Source organism: Aeromonas sp. 55A, assembly GCF_051919665.1.
In the GTDB taxonomy this organism is placed as follows: domain Bacteria; phylum Pseudomonadota; class Gammaproteobacteria; order Enterobacterales; family Aeromonadaceae; genus Aeromonas; species Aeromonas veronii.
Window position 1 is genome coordinate 932,853 of the sequence record NZ_JBQBEH010000008.1, and the last position, 20,738, is coordinate 953,590.

Here is a 20,738-nt window from a genome sequence, read left to right on the forward strand (position 1 = left end):
CTCAATACTCGCCGATGGTCGATTCGTGGGCGACCACTCGCGGCGCCCTCTGACGAATGGCGGTCACTTCACTCGCCTCGGCACCGAGACAGGTGGTCTGCAAGCGCGACCCCTCCTCTGCGAAGCGGGCCACGTCGCTCTTGCGGATCATATAGCCGGTCACCCGCACCAGATCGCTGTCGGCCACGTTGGCGGTGAACTCGCGCATACCGATAGCGAGCGCCCCTTTGCAGAGCTGCAGCAGTGCCTGCGGGTTCTGACGGATGGTGGGATCCAGCGTCAGAATCTCGCTGATCCCCGAATGGTAATAAGTGTGGTGCGGTGCCAGCGCCAGCACATGACTGGCGGGATCCGGCTCATGCCCGTAGGGAATGCGCACCCCGGGGGTAACAGCCACATCGATGCTGAGGCCACCTTGAGAATGCAATAAAGCGCGACCACCCCAGGCATGGGTTTGCGGCGTCGCAGTAACATATTCCGAGAGTTGGGCCGAGATGCGATAGCCAAGCTGGTTCGCCTCCTCGCCATGGCCGTAGCGATCCGGCAGATTCTCTTTATCCATCAGGATATTGACCGCTTCCGCCATGCCGTAGATGCCAAACATGGGGACGAAACGATCCTCATCCAGCAGCCCCTCCTTGACCAGGAAGCTGTCGAAGAAACCGGACTCATCGTGGAGGAATGCGGCCCGCGCTTCGATCAGCTGGGAGGCCAAACGGCAGTAGTGGGGCAGCAGGCAGCCGAGGAAGTCATCGATCCCCTGACACTGCTCGGCGACCCGCTTGAGGGAGATGCGCACCAGGGTATTGGCGCCACCGGCCTGCGGCAGGGCGTTGTAGCAGCTGACGATGCCAAAACCACGCTGGTCAAAGGTATCGCGATGGATAGGGTAGTTGGCGATGTGCGGCTTGCTGCACTCGGCGATATTCTTCACCGCCTGCAGCAGCAGGCTGTCCGGGGTCTGCTCCGGATCGTGGAAGAAGGTGAGGTTCGGCGCCACCTGCTTGAGCTCGTTGTCGATGCGCAGGATCAGGCGGCAGATACGGTTGTCATCCGGCCCGATGTTGACGTGCATGAAGGCGTCCGGCAGCACCCTGTCCAGATAGACCCAAAACCCCTTCAGCTTGCGATAGAGGGTCTCGTCATCCAGTTCGCCGACAAACGGCAACAGCAGATGGTCGAGCCGCCCCAGCCAGACCGGCATGCCGGTGACTGAGGGGACATGGTGATAGAGGATGCGCAGGGCGTTGAGCGCCTCGTCGAAATCCTGCGGCGGCGCCAGCTCCAGCCAGGAAGAGCCCTGACTCAGGAATTTTTCATAGTCCGGCAACACATAACGCGGCTTGTAGGGGGCGTGCCCTTCGAACATGTCGCAGATAAATCCCTGCTCCATCGCCTCGGCGACTGCGGCAGGCAGGTCGGGGTAGGGCAACGCATTCTCGGCGGCCAGCGCCAGTGCGTGGCTCTTCTGGGCGGCGGAGAGATGGGGATCGCGCACGATACGCTGACAGGTTTCGATCAAAGACATGGGACACTCCTTCACGGATAGAGCCCATATCCTCACCATTTGCAGGCTTTTTTTGAAGTGACATTCACAACAATACGAATGTCTCAAAAAGACATCCGTGAGAGAGGATCACACCCCAAACAGAACGGGGGCCTTGTCTGCCGACAAGGCCCCCGTTGTGCGGATCAGGGCTCGATGACGATGGGCGTACCCGGGTCAATAGCGTCCCACACTTCATCCAGCTCGTGATTGAGCATGGCAATGCAGCCGTTAGTCCAGTTGGAAGGCTGAACCCTGCGGTTGCCAATGCTGTTGCGCTGGCCGTGGATCATGATCATGCCACCCGGACGAACACCCAGCTCATTGGCGCGCTTGATGTCATCCAGGTTCGGATAGTTGATATGGATGGCTTTGTAGTAGCCGGAATTGGTCTTCTTGTAGTCGAGGGTGTAGCGTCCTTCCGGCGTACGCTGATCCCCTTCCTGCTGCTTGTGCCCCTTGGGAGCCGGGCCCAGAGCAATCCAGTAGCGCTTCAGTTCTTTGCCATCCTTCATCAGGGTCAGGCTATAGGTCGACTTCTTGACCACCACCAAATCGGCTTTTTCGGTCAAGGCAAAACTCAATGCGGGCCAAAGCCCCAACAAACACAGTAATACGGCTCTCATTCCATCCCTCGACAAGCCTCTGGTGCGGGCTTTTCTTGTTACCAGATCATCTGAACGATACCCGCCGAGCGGCGAGCGAGCGCCATGATATTGGATCTCCATCAATACTCAATATGCCCGGCAAAACATATCTTGCCGCAACCAGACCATCTTCCTTGAACGCCGTCATTTGGCATTGGTAATTAACAGTTAAAACAACAAGATACAAAAAATTATCGCGCTGGCACCCGGGGCAATGATCGGCGAAGATAACACTCCACTCCCCGACAGGATCATGCCATGCGCTCTTCGTGCCGTCTCGCCACCCTGCTGTTCTCGCCACTTCTGCTCTGGCTGCCCGCCAGTGTCGCCGCCGATGCGCTCTGGCTACGCGAGCCCGCCCTCTCCCCCGATGGCAAGCAGCTTGCTTTCACCTGGCAGGGGCGCATTTTTGTCGCCAGTGCCGAGGGTGGCCCCGCCACGGCGCTCACCGGCAGCGACTACCTGAGCCAGCGGCCAATCTGGTCGCCGGATGGCAAACAGCTCGCCTTTGCCGCCAATCTCTACGGCAACGAGGATGTGTTCGTGGTACCCGCCAACGGCGGCGAGATGGTGCGTCTCACTCGCGATTCGCGCACCGATCTGCCGCAAGCCTTCAGCGCCGATGGCAAACGACTGCTGCTGAGCAGCCAGCGCCTGGGTGCGCCCGATGCCGACCATTTTGTCGCGGAAGGCTACCAATGGGGCGAGCTCTACTGGACCCCGATCACCGGCGGCACCTTGCAGGCCGATCTGCCGCTGCCTGCGACTCTCGCCCGCCCCCACGGGGAGCGACTCGTCTACCAGATGCCCGCGGCGGATCAGCCCTTTCGCAAGCATCAGCACTCGTTCGCGGTGCCCCGTCTCTGGCTGTTTGATGGCAAGCAGCACAAGCAGCTGACCGAAGATCGGGTGGCGGCCACCGATCCGGTCTGGAGCGACAAGGGAGATACCCTCTTTTACCTGAGCGAGCGCAGCGGCGATTTCAACGTCTGGCGCCGGGATCTCGCCAGCGGCAAGGAGCAACAGCTGACCCACTATCAGGGCCATCCGGTGCGGGGGCTCAGCGCCTCTCGCAATGGCGATCTGGTCTGGTCATGGTTGGGCGAGCTCTATCGCCTCGATGCCGGTAGCAGCGAGCCACGCAAGCTGACCCTCACCCCGCAAGTGGCGAGCGCGCCGGATGAGGCGAGCGAGACCCTGACCCTGGCAGACGAAGCGCTGGTCAGCGAAGAGGCGGACGAGCTGATCCTGGTGAGCGAGGGCAACCTGTTTGCCGTCGACCCCGAGCGGGAGCGGGTGCGCCAGCTGACCCGAGATCCGAGCGAGCAGTCCAGCCCCCTCTTCGCCGAGCAGGGCCGCGCCCTCATCTATCTGTCGGAGCAGCAGGGGCACGCCGCCCTCTATCGCCTGCGCAAGGGGGACCCTGATCTGCTGTTCAGCGATCCCGGCACTCTGACCGAGAGCCTGCTGATGGCCATTCCCGGCAAGGGGATCAGCCGTCCGGTGCTCTCCCCCGACGGCAAGCAGCTCGCCTTCGTGGTGGATGGCCAGGCCATCCACCTGCTGGATCTGGCGAGCAACAAGCAGCGGGAGCTGGTGCCTGCCAGCTTCAACCCCTCGCGCCACGAGGTGCATCTCGCCTTTGCCCCCGACTCCCGCCATCTGGCGCTCACTTTCCGCCCCGATGCGGCAGAGCAGGAGATCGCGGTGATCGACACGGCCAATCCCAAGGCCAAACCGGTCAATGTCAGCCTCAACGGTTATCAGGATGGGCAACCGGCCTGGAGTCAGGATGGCGCCATTCTCTACTGGCAATCGACCCGGTTTGGCGCACTGGGGCCCGATGGCGAGCCCCTCGTCACCAACCTGCTCGGCATTTACAGCAGCCGCGCCGCCAGAGCTGATGCGATTGCCGAACTGGAGCCGCCGAAAGGGGGATACGGCTTTGAGAGCGATCGTCTCAACCATCGAGAAGCGCTGCTGCTGCAACCCACCGGCACCCTGCTCGCCAGCCGCATCATCGGCGACCAGCTGATCTATCTGGTGGAGGAGATGGGGGTCAACAGCGAGAGCGAGATCAAGGGCTACAGCCAGGATCTGCGCAAGGGCAAAACCAGCGAACTGTTTGGCGAGCAGCCCGGCCCTGCGCTGGCAAGCCTCAACCAGCAGGGCACCCTGGCTACCCTGGTGCGGGATGGGGAGATCACCCGGATCCACCTCGACTCCGGCGAGGCCACCAGCGCCCCCTTCGCCTTGCAGCCCAGCAGCCGCTGGCAGGAACGCATGACCGCCGCCTTCGATCAGATCGCCCGGCTCACCCGGGACGAGTTCTATCTGGACGACATGAACGGGGTGAACTGGGATAGCTATGTCGCCGCTTACCGCCGCCTGCTGCCGGGCATCGGCAACCCGCGGGACTTTGGCAACCTGCTGGCGGAGCTGGCTGGCGAGCTCAATGTCTCCCACACCTGGGGCAGCGGCCCCGCCCCCTTCCCGCGCATGGCGGACGAGACCGCCAGCCTTGGCGGCTACTGGCAGGATGGCGAGCAGGGGGTGATGCTCACCGCCCTGCTCTCTGGCGGCCCGCTGGATCAGGAGAGCGATATCGCCCCGGGCGCCCGCCTGCTCGCCATCAACGGCAGCCCAATTGCCAATCTGGCCGAGCTGGATCGGGCCCTCAACCATCAGGCTGGCGCCCGGCTTGCACTCACCTTCCAGCAGGCGGGCAACAAGCAAACTGACGAGGTGGAGCTCACCGCCATCGACAAACAGCAGGAGTACCAGCTGCAACAGGATCGCTGGATTGAGAAACGGCGGGAGCTGGTGGCCAGGCTGAGCGGAGGACGGGTCGGCTACGTCTATCTGCCGGCAATGAATAGCGAGGTCTACGATGCGGTGGTGGCGGATGTCCTCGGCAGACAGCGCAATCGCGATGCGCTGATCGTCGATGTCCGCTTTAACAGCGGTGGCTATCTCGCCAATACCCTGGTGGAGTTTCTGACCGGCAGCGGCAGCACCAAGGGGATGGCCAGCAGCTGGCCCCGTCAGGGCAAGGGGGAAACCGACGCCGCCACTCGCCAGTGGACCAAGCCTTCGGTGGTGCTGGTGAACGCTGGCAGCTACTCGGAAGGCTCCGCCTTCCCCGAGTACTACCGTGCCCTCAAGGTCGGCCCCATCGTCGGCGATCCGGTGCCCGGCACCGGCACCATGGTCTACAGCCACGACTCCCGGCTGATCCCGGGCCTCTCCTACGGCATTCCGACCCTGGGGCTGCGCAAACCGGACGGCACCTTCTACGAGAATCAGGAGCTGATCCCGGATCTGCAGGTGCCACTCACCCCCGCCGACATGGTGGTCGGGCGCGACCCGCAACTGGAGGCGGCAGTACAAGCCGCCCTCAAGCAGTTGCCAGCCAGCGCCAAATAACGGCGCCCATCAAGCTCAACGAAAGCGAAACAACTCGCGATGCAGATGCCCGTCCGACAACAGCCGGGTCAGGGCATCTGCCATCCCCTCCGGCCCGCAAAACCACACTTGCTCGGGCGCATCCTGCGCGATGCGGGCCAGATCCAGCCGCCCGGCCGCCTTGTCCAGATGCAGCTGATAACGCACACCGGTGCGATGACAGAGCTCGACCAACCGCTGGTGGTAGACAGCCCCCGCCAGATCCGGCGCGCACTGGATCAGGGTGATCCCCTCGCCCCGCTCTCCACGGGCAGCCAGCCCCTCCAGCCAGGCAACAAACGGCGTGATACCTATCCCGGCCCCCAGCCAGAGGGCTCGGCCTCCCCCTTGCGGCGCAACAAAGGCGCCATAGGGGCCGGTCACCACCACCTCATCCCCGACGCGCGCCTCTGCCACCAGCTGACGGGTATGATCCCCGAGCGCCCGTACCGCGATCACCAGCTGGCGCCGATCCGCCGACACCCGCACCAGAGTAAAGGGGTGCGGCCCCTCCTTGGCGTCAAATTCGAAAAAGGCAAACTGACCCGGGCGGTAATGGGCGAGCGGCCGCTCCAGCTGCATGGTCAGCTCGCAGGTCTGATCCGCCAGCGTCCGCACCGCAACGACCCGGCCGGGATGGCGCTTGCGCGCCCCCACTTGCCCCAGCAGGGAGTAGAGGGCCCCGATAGCACCGATCCCGCCGATCAACCAGATCGATACCCCAACCGGCGTCATGGCTCCCACCTGAGGCAACAGGCAGAGCCCGTGCCCCCAACCCGCCAAATAGATGAGCGGCGCCAGCCGGTGGATCAACCGAAAACGGCCATAACTAACCAGCGCCAGCAAGCTCAACACCACCAGCGCGATCAGCAGATAGAAACTCCACTCACCCAGGGTATTGCCAAGGGCATGGAGCGAGATGCCATTACCTGCACCAGCGCCAGCTGTACTGGCCCCACGCCGCGCAGGACGACTCAGCCAACCCGCCGAGACAGCCCATTTGGGCGCCTCCACCAGCAGCCAGTGGGCGGTCAGCACCAATGCGCCACCGATGGCCGTCTGGCGGTGCAATCGCAACATCCGGTCCAGACCGCCACACCACACCTCCAGCTGCGGCAGGCGCAATGCCAGCAACAACGAAGTCGCCATATAGGTCATCCCCAGCAGGCCGGTCAGTAACAACATCTCATGGCGCCAGGGCCACACCCCATTGGCATCCCCCGCATAACCGAGCCACCAGACTCCGACCGCCAGCAGTGGCAACAGCCACCACATCCATTTGTTCGTCATAACATGCTCCCTGGTTCCATCGCGGCAGGGCCTCATCTCCCTGCTCATGGCACCATTGCACACCCGTCTGGTCACAAGACTTTGCCAGAGGGGGAAGGTTGTGTGGCAATGTGTGACAAACGGAAACAAAAGAGGGGCCGACCGGCCCCTCGTGATCACCCTTGTTGGCTCGCCCCTCTTCATAGGAGATGGCGCACAATTCGCCTCCGCTGTGATTGACGATCCGCCAGCAAGAGGAATCAAATGGGGACGTTACATATCTGCGGCGGAAAGCCTGCTGCCCACTCTTCCGGACAAGGAGATCCCCTTGCTTTCATCCACCGAACAACGCTACTGCCCGAGTTGTCAGCGCGAGACCAACCATGTCGTAGTGCTGGTCGACAAATCCTATGGAAAAGAGGTGAAACCAGAGCAAAAGCGCACAGCATTTATCAAAGACTTCATTACCGGCTGGGCCGCCGGTCCCTTTCTGGCCAACATGGATCGCTTTGAACGCCACGTCATCTGTGAAAATTGCGGAAATAAAGTCATTGATGAATGAAGAATAAGGAGCAAAACGACTGGTTTTTTGAGGGGGCGGCGACATCACGATGGCAAACAGGCCCGGAAAAACGCTCCGGATGCCCCGCCCGTTTCGCAGCCCGTGACCGGTGATAAAAAGTGAGGGGCCGATTGGCCCCTCATGCTCACGGCGCTTTCGAGGCCGCTCGCTTGCCCACCAGCCGGTGCAGCAGCTTGTTGTATTTCGCCCAAGAGTGGATCAACAGGAAGATGCCGAACAACAGGGCCAGAAACAGTTGCCCCACCTCGATGGCATCCAGCGAACCGATAAAGCTATCATCCTCCTCCGTCTCCAGATAGTTGAACCAGGGTTGCAGCGCCAGAAACAGCCAGCCGCCCCAGGTCACCAGCAGGATCAGCAGATCCCGCAGCCGGTACTTCCAGCTGCGCCGGGCGCCGTTGCTGATGATCATCTCGTTCGCCAGCTTATGTTTTGTCACGGAACGACTCTCCCCTGTCAGGACTCTCCCACACCGCCAGCTGGCCACGGCGACGCAGGATCGCCTTGGGCACCGCCACCACCACGGTCACCAGATTGAGCAACCAGTAGATAAGCGGATACCAGACGCACCAGATAAAGCTGCGGGCCATGCGCTTGTCGTAATGGTTGTCGATAAGGATGCTGACCCCGAACTGCACCAGACAAATCGCGGTCATCATCACCCCGCTCCACTGGAACAGGTGGCCCACCGCCAGTCCGCTCACGTCAGGCTCAATCAGCCAGATCAGCGCCAGCAGCAGCATGCTGTAGCACCAGGCAACACTGGAGAGATACTCCAGCAGCAGCAGCCAGAAGCGGCGGTTGCGCCAGCGCATCGCCTGCAACCCGTAGCGCAGAAACACCTCGGCGCCCCCCTGTGCCCAGCGCAGCCGCTGCTTGTAGAGACCGCGTACCGTCTCCGGCATCAGCACCCAGCAGAGCGCCTGCGGCTGATAGTGGATGAGCCAGCCGGCCAGCTGCAACTTCCAGCTGATGTCGATGTCCTCGGTCACCATGTCATTGCTCCAGCCGCCGACCGCCTCGACCGCCTGCTTGCGAAAGGCCACCACCACTCCGGAGACGGTGAAGACGGTGCCGTAGATCCGCTGGGCCCGCTTGATGAGGCCGATGATGGAGCTGAACTCGCCGGTCTGGATCTTGCCGATGATGGTGGAGCGGGTGCGGACCCGCGGATTGCCGGTGACCGCCCCGACCCTCGGGCTCTCGATGAAGTGCTTCACCATCCAGCGCACCGCGTCATAGTCCAGCACCGCATCCCCGTCGATGCCGACCAGGATCTCCCCGCTGGCCACCGCCAGCCCGTTGTTGAGCGCCATCGCCTTGCCCTGATTGTGCTGGTGGAGCACGGTCAGGCGCGGATCCTGCTGCGCCAGCCGATCCAGCCGCGCACCTGTGTCGTCCTTGCTGCCATCGTTGATGGCCAGCACCTCGAAATCGGGATAGCGCTGGCGCAGCAGGTGGCCGATGGTCTCCTCGACGTTGGCCCCCTCGTTGTAGCAGGGCACCATCAAGGTCACTTTGGGGTAATAGGGGAGCTCCAATCCCCGCTTGGCCAGCGCGATATCCCGCCGCTCCCACTGGAAGTAGTAATAGAGACCGCCACAAACCCACACCATGGCCATCAGACTGGGATAGGCCAGGGTAAAGATGGCGATCCCTTCCAGAAGCGCCTTCACCGCATCGCCTCCCCTTGGGTGGCTTTAGCGGTACTGACTGCGACCGGCGTCGCCGGCAGCTGGGTCGGCTGAGGCTGGGTCTGCACCGAGAAGACCGGCTTGAGCACGGCCGGATCCGGCTGGTTGTTGTGAAAATCATCCGGGTAGTAGCCAAAGTTGGTCACCCCCTTGCGCTGGATGATCTGCATCCAGCGCACCAGCTCGGCATCGGGGATAGGCTGGTCGGTGCGCCAGTTGCGACTCTGCAGTTCGAACACCAGCCGATTGGCCGGCACCTGTGCCAGTGAATCCTCCGCCAGCCTGGCCAGCCACTCATCGGGGTTTTCTGCCTGCTCCATATAGGGCATCGCCATTACAGCGGTGTAGTCATAGGCCTTGGCAAACGCCGCCATGCTCTGGGCGAACCACTGCTGGGATTGCGGCTCGGTCACCAACGCCGCATAGATGTTGCGGGCGGTCTTGAGGCCGTCGGCTCCCCCCTGCCGGTAACGGGCGGCGGCATCGCGCAGCGCCATGGTGAAATCGATCAGCAGATCGGTCTTCTGCTCCCCCTGCGCCTGCAGTGCATCCGGGGTGCGAGCCAGCGGCATCGGCCCCTCGTAGTCGCTCAGGAAGGCATCGTCATGGAACAGCAGGCCATCGAACTTGGTGTAAAAACCGAGATCCTCGTAGATATCCAAAAGGATTTGACGGCTGGCAGGATCCCAGGGCGAAAGGCGCAGATACTGCCCCTTGGCCGGAGTGCCGGTACGGCTGTCGGTGACATAGGCATGGTTCGGCCCCATGTCGTAGGCCATCACCGGCATCCAGGCGAACACCTTGACCCCGGCACGGGTCTTGAGCTGCCAGGCCACCCGGTTGAAGAGATCCGCCTTGACCGGCATATGACGGTTGGGGAAATAGAGCGCCTCCGCCACACCGTCGCCGTTGTCATCGGCATAGGCCTGCAGATAGACGGTGGTGATGCCGTAACCCTTGATCCGATCCAGCAGCATGTCGATGTTCTTGTTCATCTGCTGCGGATCCTTGTCGTAGACATAGTCCAGATCCACGTGCACCAAGCGCTCCACCTGCCGCTCCCAGGTATTGCCCCCCATGATCTCGTCCAGAGTTTCGAGGCTGGTGTCCTCCTCCAGCAGATAGCGGCGCACCGTGCTGCCCGAGTCACTCAGCTTGTTGAGCCCTTCCGCCAGGGTGAAGGTGTAGGGCATCCCCGCCGCACGGGCCAGATCCAGCGCAGTCTGGTTGAAGGCGCCGTAGGGCCAGACCAGGATCCGTGGTGCCCGACCGGTCTGCTCCCTGAGCTGGCTGGCAGATGCGTCGAAGTCCGCTTTTATCCGGGCCCGATAGTCGGCCATGCTCTCGTAGCCATTCTGGCTCCAGCCTGCGGTGGTCACCGCCGGCTGCACGTTGCCCTGCGGGTTGGCAAGCAGCCCGTAGTGGGAGGTGAAAGTGTGGGAGGCCAGCTCCACCAGTCCGGAGTCCTGCATCTCGCGGATCTGCGGCCAGCCGACGAAGTAGCTACGCGGCAGCTTGTCATTGCCGTACGGGACCATCTTGTCATCGGCCACATCCAGCCAGCTGCCAACCAGCGCAAAGACCGCCGGGTAGTTGTAGAGCTTGAGCAGCGGATAGACCAGCCGGTAGAAGCTCTCGTAGCCATCGTCGAAGCTGAGCAGGATCGCCTTCTCCGGCAGCGGTGCCTTGCCCGCTTTGGCATCCAGGATCTGCTGGAAGCTGACCGGGTGATAGCCCTGCTGCTTGATCCAGTTGAAGTGGCGGATCAGGGTGTCGCGCCGGATGGTCTGGGGATAGAGCTTGAGGTTGGGGGTCAATTTCAGATCGACGATATCGTGGTAGCAGAGCACCACATAGTCATCGGGTTGCCGGGCCGCCTGGGTCAACGAAGGCAGCAGTGCAAGCAGCAAAACGAAAGGGGCAAGCCAGCGTCTCATCACATGAAACTCCATTGCAGATTGGCGAAGATGAAATTTCCGAACTCGGGGTTGCCGTCATAGATGGCCTGACGGCGGCCCAGGCCATAGCCCAGGCTGAGAGCGGGAGAGAGGATCCAGTCGTGGCGATAGCTGAGCTGCCACCCCTGATCGCTGCCATAGCCCTGCTGCCAGTAGTGGTTGCTACTCATGGTCAGGCTCTGTAGCAAAGAGCGGCGCCCATCCAGCGGCAGTCGATAGCGCCCCGCCAGCTCCAGCTCCAGATTGCGATCCTGCAGGGGGTTGAAGTAGTCGACCTCCACCGCCTCGTTGCGTGAGGTGGCGCCGCGCAAGGTGGTATCAAACCACCAGCGATCCCGGCGCCAGAGATCCTGACGCAGCCAGCCGGAGGCCGTCAGCCGCCGGTTGCCATCGCTGATATCCATCTGCTCCAGCCGCAGTGTCCCCTCGCGGGTCTCATCCTGACGCCAGCCCAGATCGAGCTGGTATTGATCGGCGTGGTTGCCGCGCGCCAATGCCCGCAGCGGGGTGTCGGCACTGTTGAGATTGATGGCTGCACCCAATGTCCAGTGGTCATCCAGCCGCCAATCGAGGCGACTCCAGAGATAGCCTTTGTGGTTGAGCTCACTGCCCACGCCCCCCTCCAGCGTCAGTTGCAGCGGGTAGAAAAAGATCTCGGCCCCCAGCCCGGTATAGGCGGCGAGCTCGGGCTGCTGGTCGAACTCGCCAAAGCTGCCCTGACGGCGGACAAACAGCCGATCACCGCCATCCGTGCGAGCGCTGTAGAGGCGGCTGTCGTAGCTCCAGTCACGGCTGGCCTGCACCGAGCCCCCTTCGTTGCGGCCATGGGTCAGGTCGGTGACAAATTGCGGGGCCTGCTCCAGAGTCAGCCGCTGCTGTAACTCCTGACGATCCCGGGTCAGGTTGCCGAGGGTGCGCACGGCCTGCGGCGTGCCCTGCCAGTCGCCCTTGTCGAGCCGGGCATTGAGGCGGCCGGGATCGGCCAGCACGGTGCGTCCGGCAGGCAACCAGCGCACAGCCTGCTGATAGGCCTGCTCGGCTTCATCGGGATGACCCCGCCAGCGGCGGATATCCCCCAGTAGCAGCCAGAGCCAGGGATTGGCAGGCGCGGTTTTCAGCCACGCTTCCAACTGCCGCTCTGCCGCGCCCGCCTGACCACGCCAGGCCTGCAGCAAGGTTTTCAGCTGCAACACCTTCTCGTAGTCGTCGTTGGCCATCCGCATGTTGCCGGTGAAATCCCAGCGAGTCGGCGGCTCCTGCCAACCGGCCAGCAGCCCCTGCGCAGCGCCATAGCGCTCTCCATCCGAATAGGCATAGAAGCGCTTCTCCAGCAGGCGTTTGTCTTTGGCCCGTGCAGGGGTCGCCAGTTGCTGGTAAATCACGGAGGCCTCATCCACCCGCCCCAGCCCGGCCAGTGCATCGGCGCGCGCCTCCAGCACATAGTCAGGCAATGGCCCCTCGGCCTGCAGCGTAGCGGACTCCCGTTCGGCCCGAGCAAAATTGCCAAGGGCTACCAGGGTCACCACTACATCGCGACGGGCACTGATGTAGAGCACATGATCGTGGGGGGCGCGGGCCAGGATCCGCTCTTGCAGCGCCAGCGTGCGAGTCAGGGAGCGGCGGGCCAGCACCGGATCCTCGGTCTGGGCCGAGATCCGCAGCAGATTGACCGCCTGGTAGTAGTCGAGCCAGAGCCGGTCGACCGGTTTGAACAGCTTGGGGTAACGGCCCATCAGCTCCGCAGCGGCAGGCCCCGCCCCCAGACTCACGGCTACCCGATAGAGTGCCAGCACCTGTTCGTGGTTATCCGGCTCCAGCTCCAGCCACTGCTGACGGGCCAGCAGCTCACCCATGGGATCTTCCCCCTGGCGGGCGGCATAGATGTGGGCTTCGAGGATCGCTTGGTCGCGGCCAAAGTTGACCTCATATTCACCCGCTGCGCGGCGGGCCAGCTCGCGGTTGCCCTGATCACTGGCAGTGAGAAACAGCCCGAGCCAGCCATTGCGGTTGGCCGGATCGCGTCCCTGCAGGATGCGGTAATAGCTGATCGCCTCGGAGTAGCGCTTCTCGTCGCGGGCAGCACGTGCCACCCCTTCCAGCGTACTGTTGCTGATGGGACTGAGCTCGCACGGCTCACAGGCAGCCAGCGCCCCCTTGCGATCACCCCGCCACAGCTGTACGGCAATCAGGTCATCGAGCACCTTGCCATCACCACTTTGTCGATAGAGAGCATCCAGCCCGTGCGCTGCCGCATCCAGCTCTCCCGCCCGGGCCTTGATCACCCAGGCTTCACGCACTCTGTCCACCTCACTGGCGCACACCAGCAGGGGCAGCAGCGCCAACATCAAAAAGATGCGATTCATTCGCAACATACCACCCATAACAAACGCTGGTCGTATCGTCCCTGCACGACCATACGGATATACACACCCGTCCGCTCCTGCCTGATGAGCAAGAGGGCTTCCTGACTTGTGTGCTGATTTCGAGGGTGAAAGGCGGGCAGCGGCCACACCCTTCCTATGTGCGGCCCAGCCATCTCCGGGCGGAGATCTGAGGCTTTCCGAACCCGATTCACATCGGGAGTGGCAAGGTGGGCGATTTTGCAGCTGTGGACAATTTAGTCAATCCAGCAAGATGAGAATGCTTCTCAAACATATGAATAGATCAATCTTTATGCACAAAGGTGAGTACAAAAAACACTATTAACAAAATAAACAAAGATATGAAGCGATAAGGTTCTATGAGCTTATGGCCTGCTCTGTAGAGACTTGTTCATATGAATACATATTTAATCTGAAATCTGCATACCAAAACCATCATGCGACAGTCTGTGTCGTCAACACATCTACAGCTGTACCAGCCATCACCGCGAGCATACATCAGAGCCACGCCAAGAGTGCCCCCGGCTCAAGAACCGGGAGCATTCCAGCTTACGCAACTGAGGCTCGTGCGCTGTGGCTCAGGATCCACTCTTCGAAGTCGGCCAGCATGCGGGTTTCCGACTCGCTGTTGTCGGCGATAAGCTCGGCGCCGTGTACCACGCGGATATGGGCGTCGAGCGGGCTTCCCTCGCCAACCGCGGGGCGCTGCTGGGCGGCAGCCATGCAGGCCTGAGCCTGTTGCCACGCCTCGGCGGCGCTCAGGTTGCACGCCTCGGCCAGCGGCACCGCGCTGAATCCCTCGCCGGTCAAGCTGCGCAGGGTCTCATCGTGACTCATGCCGTTGCCAGGCCCCCAGTAGTGGGCGGCCAGATCCGGCCCGATGCGCGGGTTGTCGGTGAGGTAGCCATCACGTTTGAGGAAAAAGGCGCGGGTCTGCTCCACCGCCATCAGCGCCAGCAGGTAGCCGTGATAGGCGCAGGCCGACTCCTGATTAAGGAGGTGCGGAATGGCCAGCAGCGGGCGCGGGCTCTCCACCCCGAGGATCTTGCGCTCCCACTGGCGGGCCAGCGCCAGTACTGCATCGGGAGTGCGCTCGGCCTCATCCATGGCGTAGAGATCCCGCTCGAAGTAGGCCACCAGCGCGATCTGGCGTTCGTTGAAGGCACGAAACGGCTGGCGTGCGGCGATCATCGCCTTGATAAGCGCATCGGGGAGCGCCTCTCCTGCCGCATTTCTAGCGTAACGTTTGAGCCAGTCGGCATCGTCCAGCAGGCTGTCGCAGAACATCGACTGGGTCTCGGCATAAGCCATGGAAGTTGGCGGGAACTCCTGGGAGAAGCAGGGGGCGTTGCCGGTGACATTGGCAAAATGCGCGGCGTGCCCCCCCTCGTGGAACAGGGTGTTGAGGCCACTCCAGCCGCTGCCCACCTGCGCCGGATCGGCCAGGCTGGTGAAATTGACCACCGCAGGCACCCAATCCCCTTGCTGGAAGAAGCTCGGAACCGGGCCGTGGCAGAAGCCGTTCTCATACTTCCCCTCCCGTGTCAGCAAATCCAGGGTCAGGGTCGCCCCGCGATACTGGATGCCGAGCCGGCGGAAGCTCTCGACCCAATCTCGCAGCGCCCGCGAGAAGGGCACGTAAGGATCGAGCTGACGGGTCACGTCGCCGCTCACGCTGTAACGCAGGTTGTGAGGCAGCAGGGCCGCCTCGCCCTTGGCGGCCTTCAGCTCGGCCAGGCTCTGCTGCAACCGAGCGTCGGTGCGGGCAATAAAGTCGTCGAGGATGGCGAACAGCTGCTCCGGGCTCATCTGCTCATTCTTGCGCACCTTGTAGTCGAAGTAGTCGCGATAGCCCATGGCGCGGGCAAAGCGGTTGCGGATCGCCACCACCTCGAGAAAACCGTTGCCGACCACCCACTGCTCCAAGGTGTGGAACATGGCGAGCGCGCTCTGGCGCACCGCCTCGTTCGGGCTGGCGGCAAGGGAGGTGCTGGCGGCGGGCAGGCTGCCTGCGACCTGCTGACCCTGCTCATCCAGCAGGGTCAGTTTCAACCCCTTGCGGCGGGCGAACAGCTCCGCCTCGGCAGCTACCAGCTCATCTATCAGGGCGGCAGCGGCGGGATCTTCAATCACATTGCACTCGAAGAAGGCGATCCAGCCTTGCAGACCGCGCTTGAGGTCATCCTCGTCGGCCTGCACCAACATCTCCCGCAATTCGGGCAGACGGGCCGGATTAGCACAAAAGGCCTTGTAGGCCTGCTCGGCCGTGGTGAAACCGGCCTGATCATCGCTGGTGCCCATATAGGTGGACCAGAAGAGATCCTCCTTGCGCCTGTGCACCTGCAGGTAGTCGGCGTTGAGCTGGTTGAAGTAATTCCTGGCAATGGAACTCATAAATTCCCTCTTGTTATGGGGTCACCCGCAGCGGGGCCCACTCCTTTTTTTGAAGAAATGCCAAACCATTCACACTCTTTGGCAAAAATTGCGCTGGGATGCGCATCAACACGCTACCAAAAAGTGGGGGTTGCTGTCTGCTGACTATACTGATGTTAAAACGCTCATTTGAGAAAGCTCGGCAAGAGACTGAAAGTAAATGAGTTGTTAACTCTTACGAACTGGCTGCCGCGGTACAGAGCCACATAAAATCAACAGGGAAATGAGGGTTTAGTCATGTTCAAGCTCGGTGATATTACCGTGAGCCGCAAATTGATTTTGCTGCTCGCACTGGCGTTTGTCGGTTTTGTCTCGCTGCTGCTTATCTCGGCAAACGCGCTCCAGCGCAATCTGATGAGCGAGCGAGAGGCGCGGCTCAATGCGGTACTGGAGCAGGCCATGAGCCAGATCCAGTTTCTGGCCAGCACCCTGCCAGCAGAGCAGGCCCAGCAGGAAGCGCGCAAGCTGCTGACCAACACCCGCTTTGATGGCAACAACTACCTGTTCGTCATCGACGAGAACCGCACCATGGTGGTTCACCCCATCCGTCCCGAACTTGTCGGCCAGAAGATGGGTGAAGGAGGTGCCGCCACCGCCGGGCAGTTCTGGTATCAGATGGTGGATATCGCCAAAGGGGGCAAACAGGGCACTCTGCAATATGTGTGGGTCGGCCCGTCCGGTGAGACCGCCGACAAGCTCTCCATGGTCTCCGGCTATCAGCCTTGGGGCTGGATCCTCGGTTCCGGCATGCTGCTGCAGGATATTCAGCAGACCATCTGGGCCCAGTACATGAAGATGGGTACCGCCACCGCCATCGTGATCCTGCTGATGGGGCTGCTGGGCTGGCGCATCACCCACTCCATCGTCTCCCCCCTCAGCCAGATCAACCACGCCATGCAACGGGTCGCCAAGGGGGATCTGGTGGTAAGCATCCCGGTACAGGGCAAGGATGAGTTGGGAGTGGTCGCCCGCTGCACCAACCAGAGTCTCGATGCCATCCGTCACGCCCTGCTGGAGGCCAGCCAGGGGGCTCGCAACGTGGCGGATGCCGCCCTGCGCATCGCCGCCTCTGCCGAGCAGACCAATCAGGCGGTCACCAGCCAGCGGGATCAGCTGGCCCAGCTCGCTACCGCCATGAACGAGATGAGCGCCACCATCTCCGATGTGGCCGGGCACGCCGAAAATACCGCGCGGGATACCCAGGAAGCGACCGGTGAAGCAGGACTCGGCAACCGCGACGTTCACGCCAGCGTGCACGGCATCAAGGCGCTGGCCACCGAGGTGGAGCAGGCCACCCAGCAGGTCAACCAGCTTAAAGAGGGAGTGATGCAGATCAGCGAAGTGACCGCCGTCATCAGCGCCATTTCGGAGCAGACCAACCTGCTGGCCCTCAACGCCGCCATCGAAGCAGCCCGCGCCGGTGAGCAGGGCCGCGGCTTTGCCGTGGTGGCCGACGAGGTGCGCCAGCTGGCCAGTCGCACTCGCCAATCCACCGAAGAGATCCAGAGCACCATTGCCCAGCTGCAGCAACGGGCCGTCACCGCCGCCAACGCCATGGATACCAGCCGCAAACTGGCAGAGAGCAGCGTCAACCAGTCCCAGCAGGCGGGGCAGGATCTCACCCTGATCGTCAACCACATCCAGCATGTGAGCGACATGGCGACCCAGATCGCGACCGCCGCCGAGCAGCAGAGCATGGTGGCCGAGGATATGAACCGCAATGTCAGCGGCATCAACGACTCGGCGCTGGAGATGTCCCAGTCCGCCTCGCAACTGGCGCAGGAGAGCGAGTTGCTGGCCGGTCTCTCCCGCAGTCTGGATGAGCGACTTGCGGTGTTCAAACTGGGCAAGGAGTCCGCTGCAGCGCCAATGATGGCTCCCGTATCTCCCCCCTCCGGAGAGCAGCGCACCCGTCATTGATGGCGTCAATCCGTGTCGCCTTGTCACCCAACCTGCCAGCCAAGCTGGCAGGTTTTTTTTACGTCAGCAACACGCAATCAACATGCATCTTATCGACATATTCAACGTTAATCGGTGCCATTCACAGATAAGAGAACAATTTAAAAACAGCCAGTTAGAATGATTTTCGCGCCATTGAATGGCGCATTTAAACATTTAACTTCAAATAATTAATCAATGCAGTGCACAATGCTGATGGCCGAACATTTGGCCCATCACTAACCATCTAGTCATTTGGCAAACTGACCGAAAGGTCGGGACGCAAAGCCTCCGGTCTACAGACGTTTTGTCCAGGATAGCGGGGTTGCCACACGCAAGTGTGCATCGGGGATCTCCCCGGCCAACTGACTGCCCACATCTATCGAACAGAGGAATGTATGGCAGCAAAAATCCAACTCAATCACATCGCGGCGATGCTGGCCCTGCTGGCCAGCGGCAGCGCCCTGGCCCACGGCTACATCAGCCAGCCCGAGAGCCGCAACTACCTGTGCAAAACCGGTGGCAACAGCCAGTGTGGCGGCGTGCAGTGGGAGCCCCAGAGCGTGGAGGGCCCATCAGGCTTCCCGCAAACCGGCCCGCAGGATGGCCAAATCGCCTCGGCGGGCAGCCCGCGCTGGAGCGAGCTGAACATCCAGACCAGCGACCGCTGGACCAAGCGTGAAGTACAGCCCGGCCCCTTCGCCATCAGCTGGACCTTCACTGCCAACCACGTCACCCGCAACTGGCGCTACTACCTCACCAAGCAGGACTGGAACCCCAACCAGCCGCTCACCCGCAACTCGTTCGACCTGACCCCCTTCTGCGTCATCGACGGCAACATGGTGCAGCCGCCCAAGCAGGTGACCCACAACTGTGTCCTGCCGGAGCGCACCGGTTATCAGGTGATCCTCGGCGTGTGGGAAGTGGGCGACACCAGCAACAGCTTCTACAACATCATCGATGCCAAGTTCAAAGATGGCAGCCAGCCGCCGCTGGAGTGGAGTCAGGCCGGCACCATCTACCCCTCCATCGACCTCGCGGCAGGCGACAAGGCGATGACCCGGGTATTCGATGCCAACGGCGAGCGCCCCGATCTGCAGACCGTGCTGACCATCACCACCGCCGAGCAGGGCCAGAAGAACAACTGGGCTCATGCCCTCGCCAGCAAGATCAACGCCGAGCAGAGCCTGATCCGCGCCGGTCAGCAAGGAGCCGATGGCCAGTTCAATCCGATCTACGGTATGAACCCCGTCTATCTGAAGCGAAACAGCAAGCTGGAGCGAGTCGAGATTGACCTGCAACAGCTGCAGCCGCCGGTAGTGGACAGCATCAGCGTCAGCGGTCTGGCCAACGACTATGTGCTGGACAACGGCAAGGCAACCCTCGATTTCACCGTCACCGCACAGGGCGATCTGGCCGTCACCAACACCCTCTATGACCACGGCGGCGTCGCCAAGGGTGAAAGCAGTGCCGACATCAAGGACAGCAGCCACACCTTCACTATGGCGCTGGAAGGGCTCAAGGCAGGTCACCACCAGCTGGTGATCAAGGCCACCCCGAAAGCTGGCGGCGAGACCATCCAGCAGACCATGGACCTGATGTTCAAGGAGCAGAGCAGCGGCGAATACGACTTCGTCTTCCCGAACTCGCTCAAATCCTATGCCGCCGGCACCAAGGTGCAGCAGCCGAAAAATGGCAAGGTGTATCAGTGCAAGCCCTTCCCCTACAGTGGCTACTGCCAGCAGTGGACCACCACAGCCACCCAGTACGAGCCGGGCATCGGCTCCCACTGGCAGATGGCGTGGGATGAAGTGAAGTAACTCGCCACCGGATAGCAAAAGGGGAGCCATTGGCTCCCCTTCTGCTCTTCTCTTCCGATTCAAATCTGGAAGTCGATGACAGGCTCGCTGCCCATGGCGCGGGCCTGAATATCCGCCAGCGCCAGCTCGGGGTTGCAGAGCTGGATAAACTGCCAGGCAAAGTTGTGCTGGAACTGCCCCTGCTTGAGGCCAATCCAGGCGGTGTGGGGGGCAAACAGATGGCTGCCATCAAGCTGCACCAGCCCCTGATCGCGCTGGGTGTCGAACGCCATGTCGGCCAGTATGCCGACCCCCATCTCCAGCTCGACATAAGTCTTGATGACATCGGAGTCCTGCGCCGTCAGCAGGATCTGCGGCTCGATGCCAGCCGCAGCAAAGGCTTCATCCACCCGCACCCGCCCGGTCAACCCGGCTTGATAGGTGACGATGGGCCAGTTGGCCAGCGCCGCCAGCGTCAGATCCCGCTCGCCAGTAAGCGGATGTTGCTCGGGCACCACGATATTGTGGTGCCAGCGGTAGTAGGGGAATGCCACCACCCCTTCGCTTTTGTCGAGCTGCTCGCTGCTAATGCCGATATCCACCTCGCCGGTCTGCACCAGCCGCACTATCTCCTCCGGGCTGCCCTGACGCAGCTCCAGCTGCACCAGCGGAAACTGCTCGCGAAACGCCTTCACCACCCGCGGAAGGGCATAGCGGGCCTGGGTATGGGTGGTCGCCACCAGCAAGCGGCCCGAGTCGCGGTTGGCAAAGGTGCTGGCCAGTTTGCGGATGTTGTTGGCGTCATTGAGAATGCGCTCGGCAATCACCAGCAGCTCCTTGCCAGGCTCGGTCATACCGAGCAGCCGCTTGCCGTAGCGGATAAAGAGCTCGATACCGAGCTCCTCTTCCAGCTCGCGGATATGGCGACTCACCCCGGATTGCGAGGTAAAAAGGGCGTTGGCCACCTCGGTCAGGTTGTAATCCCGCCGCGCTGCCTCCCGGATAATTCGTAACTGCTGAAAATTCACCTTGTCGCCTCCTGCGAA

Annotated in this window: 13 protein-coding genes and 1 riboswitch; of the genes, 4 read left to right on the forward strand and 9 right to left on the reverse strand. The window is 62.0% G+C overall.

Annotated features, from left to right (window positions below):
• Position 1: 1 nt before the first annotated feature.
• Positions 2 to 1,528: a YjjI family glycine radical enzyme gene (locus ACTG2G_RS08300; RefSeq protein WP_201914249.1), complete on the reverse strand. Its 1,527-nt coding sequence runs from the start codon at positions 1,526 to 1,528 to the stop codon at positions 2 to 4.
• Positions 1,529 to 1,692: 164 nt separating this feature from the next.
• The gene (locus ACTG2G_RS08305) at positions 1,693 to 2,172 is read right to left on the reverse strand and encodes a L,D-transpeptidase family protein (RefSeq protein WP_005340284.1); all 480 of its coding nucleotides are present in this window, start codon (positions 2,170 to 2,172) and stop codon (positions 1,693 to 1,695) included.
• A 279-nt stretch (positions 2,173 to 2,451) separates the two neighbouring features.
• On the opposite strand from ACTG2G_RS08305, the gene ACTG2G_RS08310 reads away from it, so the two are divergent.
• Positions 2,452 to 5,619 carry a S41 family peptidase gene (locus tag ACTG2G_RS08310; RefSeq protein ID WP_421386868.1) on the forward strand — a complete coding sequence of 1,056 codons (3,168 nt, stop codon included), beginning with the start codon at positions 2,452 to 2,454 and terminating at the stop codon, positions 5,617 to 5,619.
• Positions 5,620 to 5,634: 15 nt separating this feature from the next.
• On the opposite strand, the gene ACTG2G_RS08315 is transcribed toward ACTG2G_RS08310, so the two are convergent.
• The gene (locus ACTG2G_RS08315; RefSeq protein ID WP_439985361.1) at positions 5,635 to 6,927 is read right to left on the reverse strand and encodes a ferredoxin reductase family protein; all 1,293 of its coding nucleotides are present in this window, start codon (positions 6,925 to 6,927) and stop codon (positions 5,635 to 5,637) included.
• A gap of 112 nt (positions 6,928 to 7,039) precedes the next feature.
• On the opposite strand from ACTG2G_RS08315, the gene ACTG2G_RS08320 reads away from it, so the two are divergent.
• Positions 7,040 to 7,468: a hypothetical protein gene (locus ACTG2G_RS08320; protein ID WP_307895583.1), complete on the forward strand. Its 429-nt coding sequence runs from the start codon at positions 7,040 to 7,042 to the stop codon at positions 7,466 to 7,468.
• A 145-nt stretch (positions 7,469 to 7,613) separates the two neighbouring features.
• Here ACTG2G_RS08320 and ACTG2G_RS08325 read toward each other — a convergent pair whose 3' ends face one another.
• The 5 genes from ACTG2G_RS08325 to ACTG2G_RS08345 all read right to left on the reverse strand — a co-directional run bounded on the left by ACTG2G_RS08325 (position 7,614) and on the right by ACTG2G_RS08345 (position 15,916).
• The gene (locus ACTG2G_RS08325) at positions 7,614 to 7,928 is read right to left on the reverse strand and encodes a hypothetical protein (protein WP_439985362.1); all 315 of its coding nucleotides are present in this window, start codon (positions 7,926 to 7,928) and stop codon (positions 7,614 to 7,616) included.
• Positions 7,915 to 9,165: a poly-beta-1,6-N-acetyl-D-glucosamine synthase gene (gene pgaC / locus ACTG2G_RS08330; protein ID WP_139408564.1), complete on the reverse strand. Its 1,251-nt coding sequence runs from the start codon at positions 9,163 to 9,165 to the stop codon at positions 7,915 to 7,917. The genes ACTG2G_RS08325 and pgaC overlap by 14 nt, the downstream gene beginning before the upstream one ends.
• Positions 9,162 to 11,120: a poly-beta-1,6-N-acetyl-D-glucosamine N-deacetylase PgaB gene (gene pgaB / locus ACTG2G_RS08335; RefSeq protein ID WP_202002911.1), complete on the reverse strand. Its 1,959-nt coding sequence runs from the start codon at positions 11,118 to 11,120 to the stop codon at positions 9,162 to 9,164. Before pgaB ends, pgaC begins: the two co-directional genes overlap by 4 nt.
• On the reverse strand, positions 11,120 to 13,504 hold the full coding sequence (gene pgaA / locus ACTG2G_RS08340; protein WP_421386863.1) for a poly-beta-1,6 N-acetyl-D-glucosamine export porin PgaA: 2,385 nt from the start codon (positions 13,502 to 13,504) through the stop codon (positions 11,120 to 11,122). Before pgaA ends, pgaB begins: the two co-directional genes overlap by 1 nt.
• Before the next feature lie 567 nt (positions 13,505 to 14,071).
• Positions 14,072 to 15,916 (reverse strand): M3 family metallopeptidase, encoded by a 1,845-nt coding sequence (locus ACTG2G_RS08345; RefSeq protein ID WP_421386862.1) that lies wholly within the window; start codon positions 15,914 to 15,916, stop codon positions 14,072 to 14,074.
• Positions 15,917 to 16,192: 276 nt separating this feature from the next.
• On the opposite strand from ACTG2G_RS08345, the gene ACTG2G_RS08350 reads away from it, so the two are divergent.
• Positions 16,193 to 17,875, forward strand: coding sequence for a methyl-accepting chemotaxis protein (locus ACTG2G_RS08350; RefSeq protein ID WP_194495249.1), 1,683 nt, complete (start codon positions 16,193 to 16,195; stop codon positions 17,873 to 17,875).
• A gap of 265 nt (positions 17,876 to 18,140) precedes the next feature.
• Positions 18,141 to 18,226: riboswitch (cyclic di-GMP riboswitch) on the forward strand.
• A gap of 65 nt (positions 18,227 to 18,291) precedes the next feature.
• Positions 18,292 to 19,713, forward strand: coding sequence for an N-acetylglucosamine-binding protein GbpA (gene gbpA, locus ACTG2G_RS08355; RefSeq protein WP_421386861.1), 1,422 nt, complete (start codon positions 18,292 to 18,294; stop codon positions 19,711 to 19,713).
• A 59-nt stretch (positions 19,714 to 19,772) separates the two neighbouring features.
• Here the strand turns inward: gbpA and cbl are convergent, their stop codons facing one another.
• The gene (gene cbl, locus ACTG2G_RS08360; RefSeq protein ID WP_421386860.1) at positions 19,773 to 20,720 is read right to left on the reverse strand and encodes an HTH-type transcriptional regulator Cbl; all 948 of its coding nucleotides are present in this window, start codon (positions 20,718 to 20,720) and stop codon (positions 19,773 to 19,775) included.
• Positions 20,721 to 20,738: the final 18 nt, after the last annotated feature.

Coding starts and splice junctions, on each gene's coding strand:
- ACTG2G_RS08300 (WP_201914249.1), bottom strand. CDS start 1,528: ATGTCTTTGATCGAAACCTGTCAGCGTATCGTGCGCGATCCCCATCTC.
- ACTG2G_RS08305 (WP_005340284.1), bottom strand. CDS start 2,172: ATGAGAGCCGTATTACTGTGTTTGTTGGGGCTTTGGCCCGCATTGAGT.
- ACTG2G_RS08310 (WP_421386868.1), top strand. CDS start 2,452: ATGCGCTCTTCGTGCCGTCTCGCCACCCTGCTGTTCTCGCCACTTCTG.
- ACTG2G_RS08315 (WP_439985361.1), bottom strand. CDS start 6,927: ATGACGAACAAATGGATGTGGTGGCTGTTGCCACTGCTGGCGGTCGGA.
- pgaB (WP_202002911.1), bottom strand. CDS start 11,120: ATGAGACGCTGGCTTGCCCCTTTCGTTTTGCTGCTTGCACTGCTGCCT.
- pgaA (WP_421386863.1), bottom strand. CDS start 13,504: ATGAATCGCATCTTTTTGATGTTGGCGCTGCTGCCCCTGCTGGTGTGC.
- ACTG2G_RS08345 (WP_421386862.1), bottom strand. CDS start 15,916: ATGAGTTCCATTGCCAGGAATTACTTCAACCAGCTCAACGCCGACTAC.
- ACTG2G_RS08350 (WP_194495249.1), top strand. CDS start 16,193: ATGTTCAAGCTCGGTGATATTACCGTGAGCCGCAAATTGATTTTGCTG.
- gbpA (WP_421386861.1), top strand. CDS start 18,292: ATGGCAGCAAAAATCCAACTCAATCACATCGCGGCGATGCTGGCCCTG.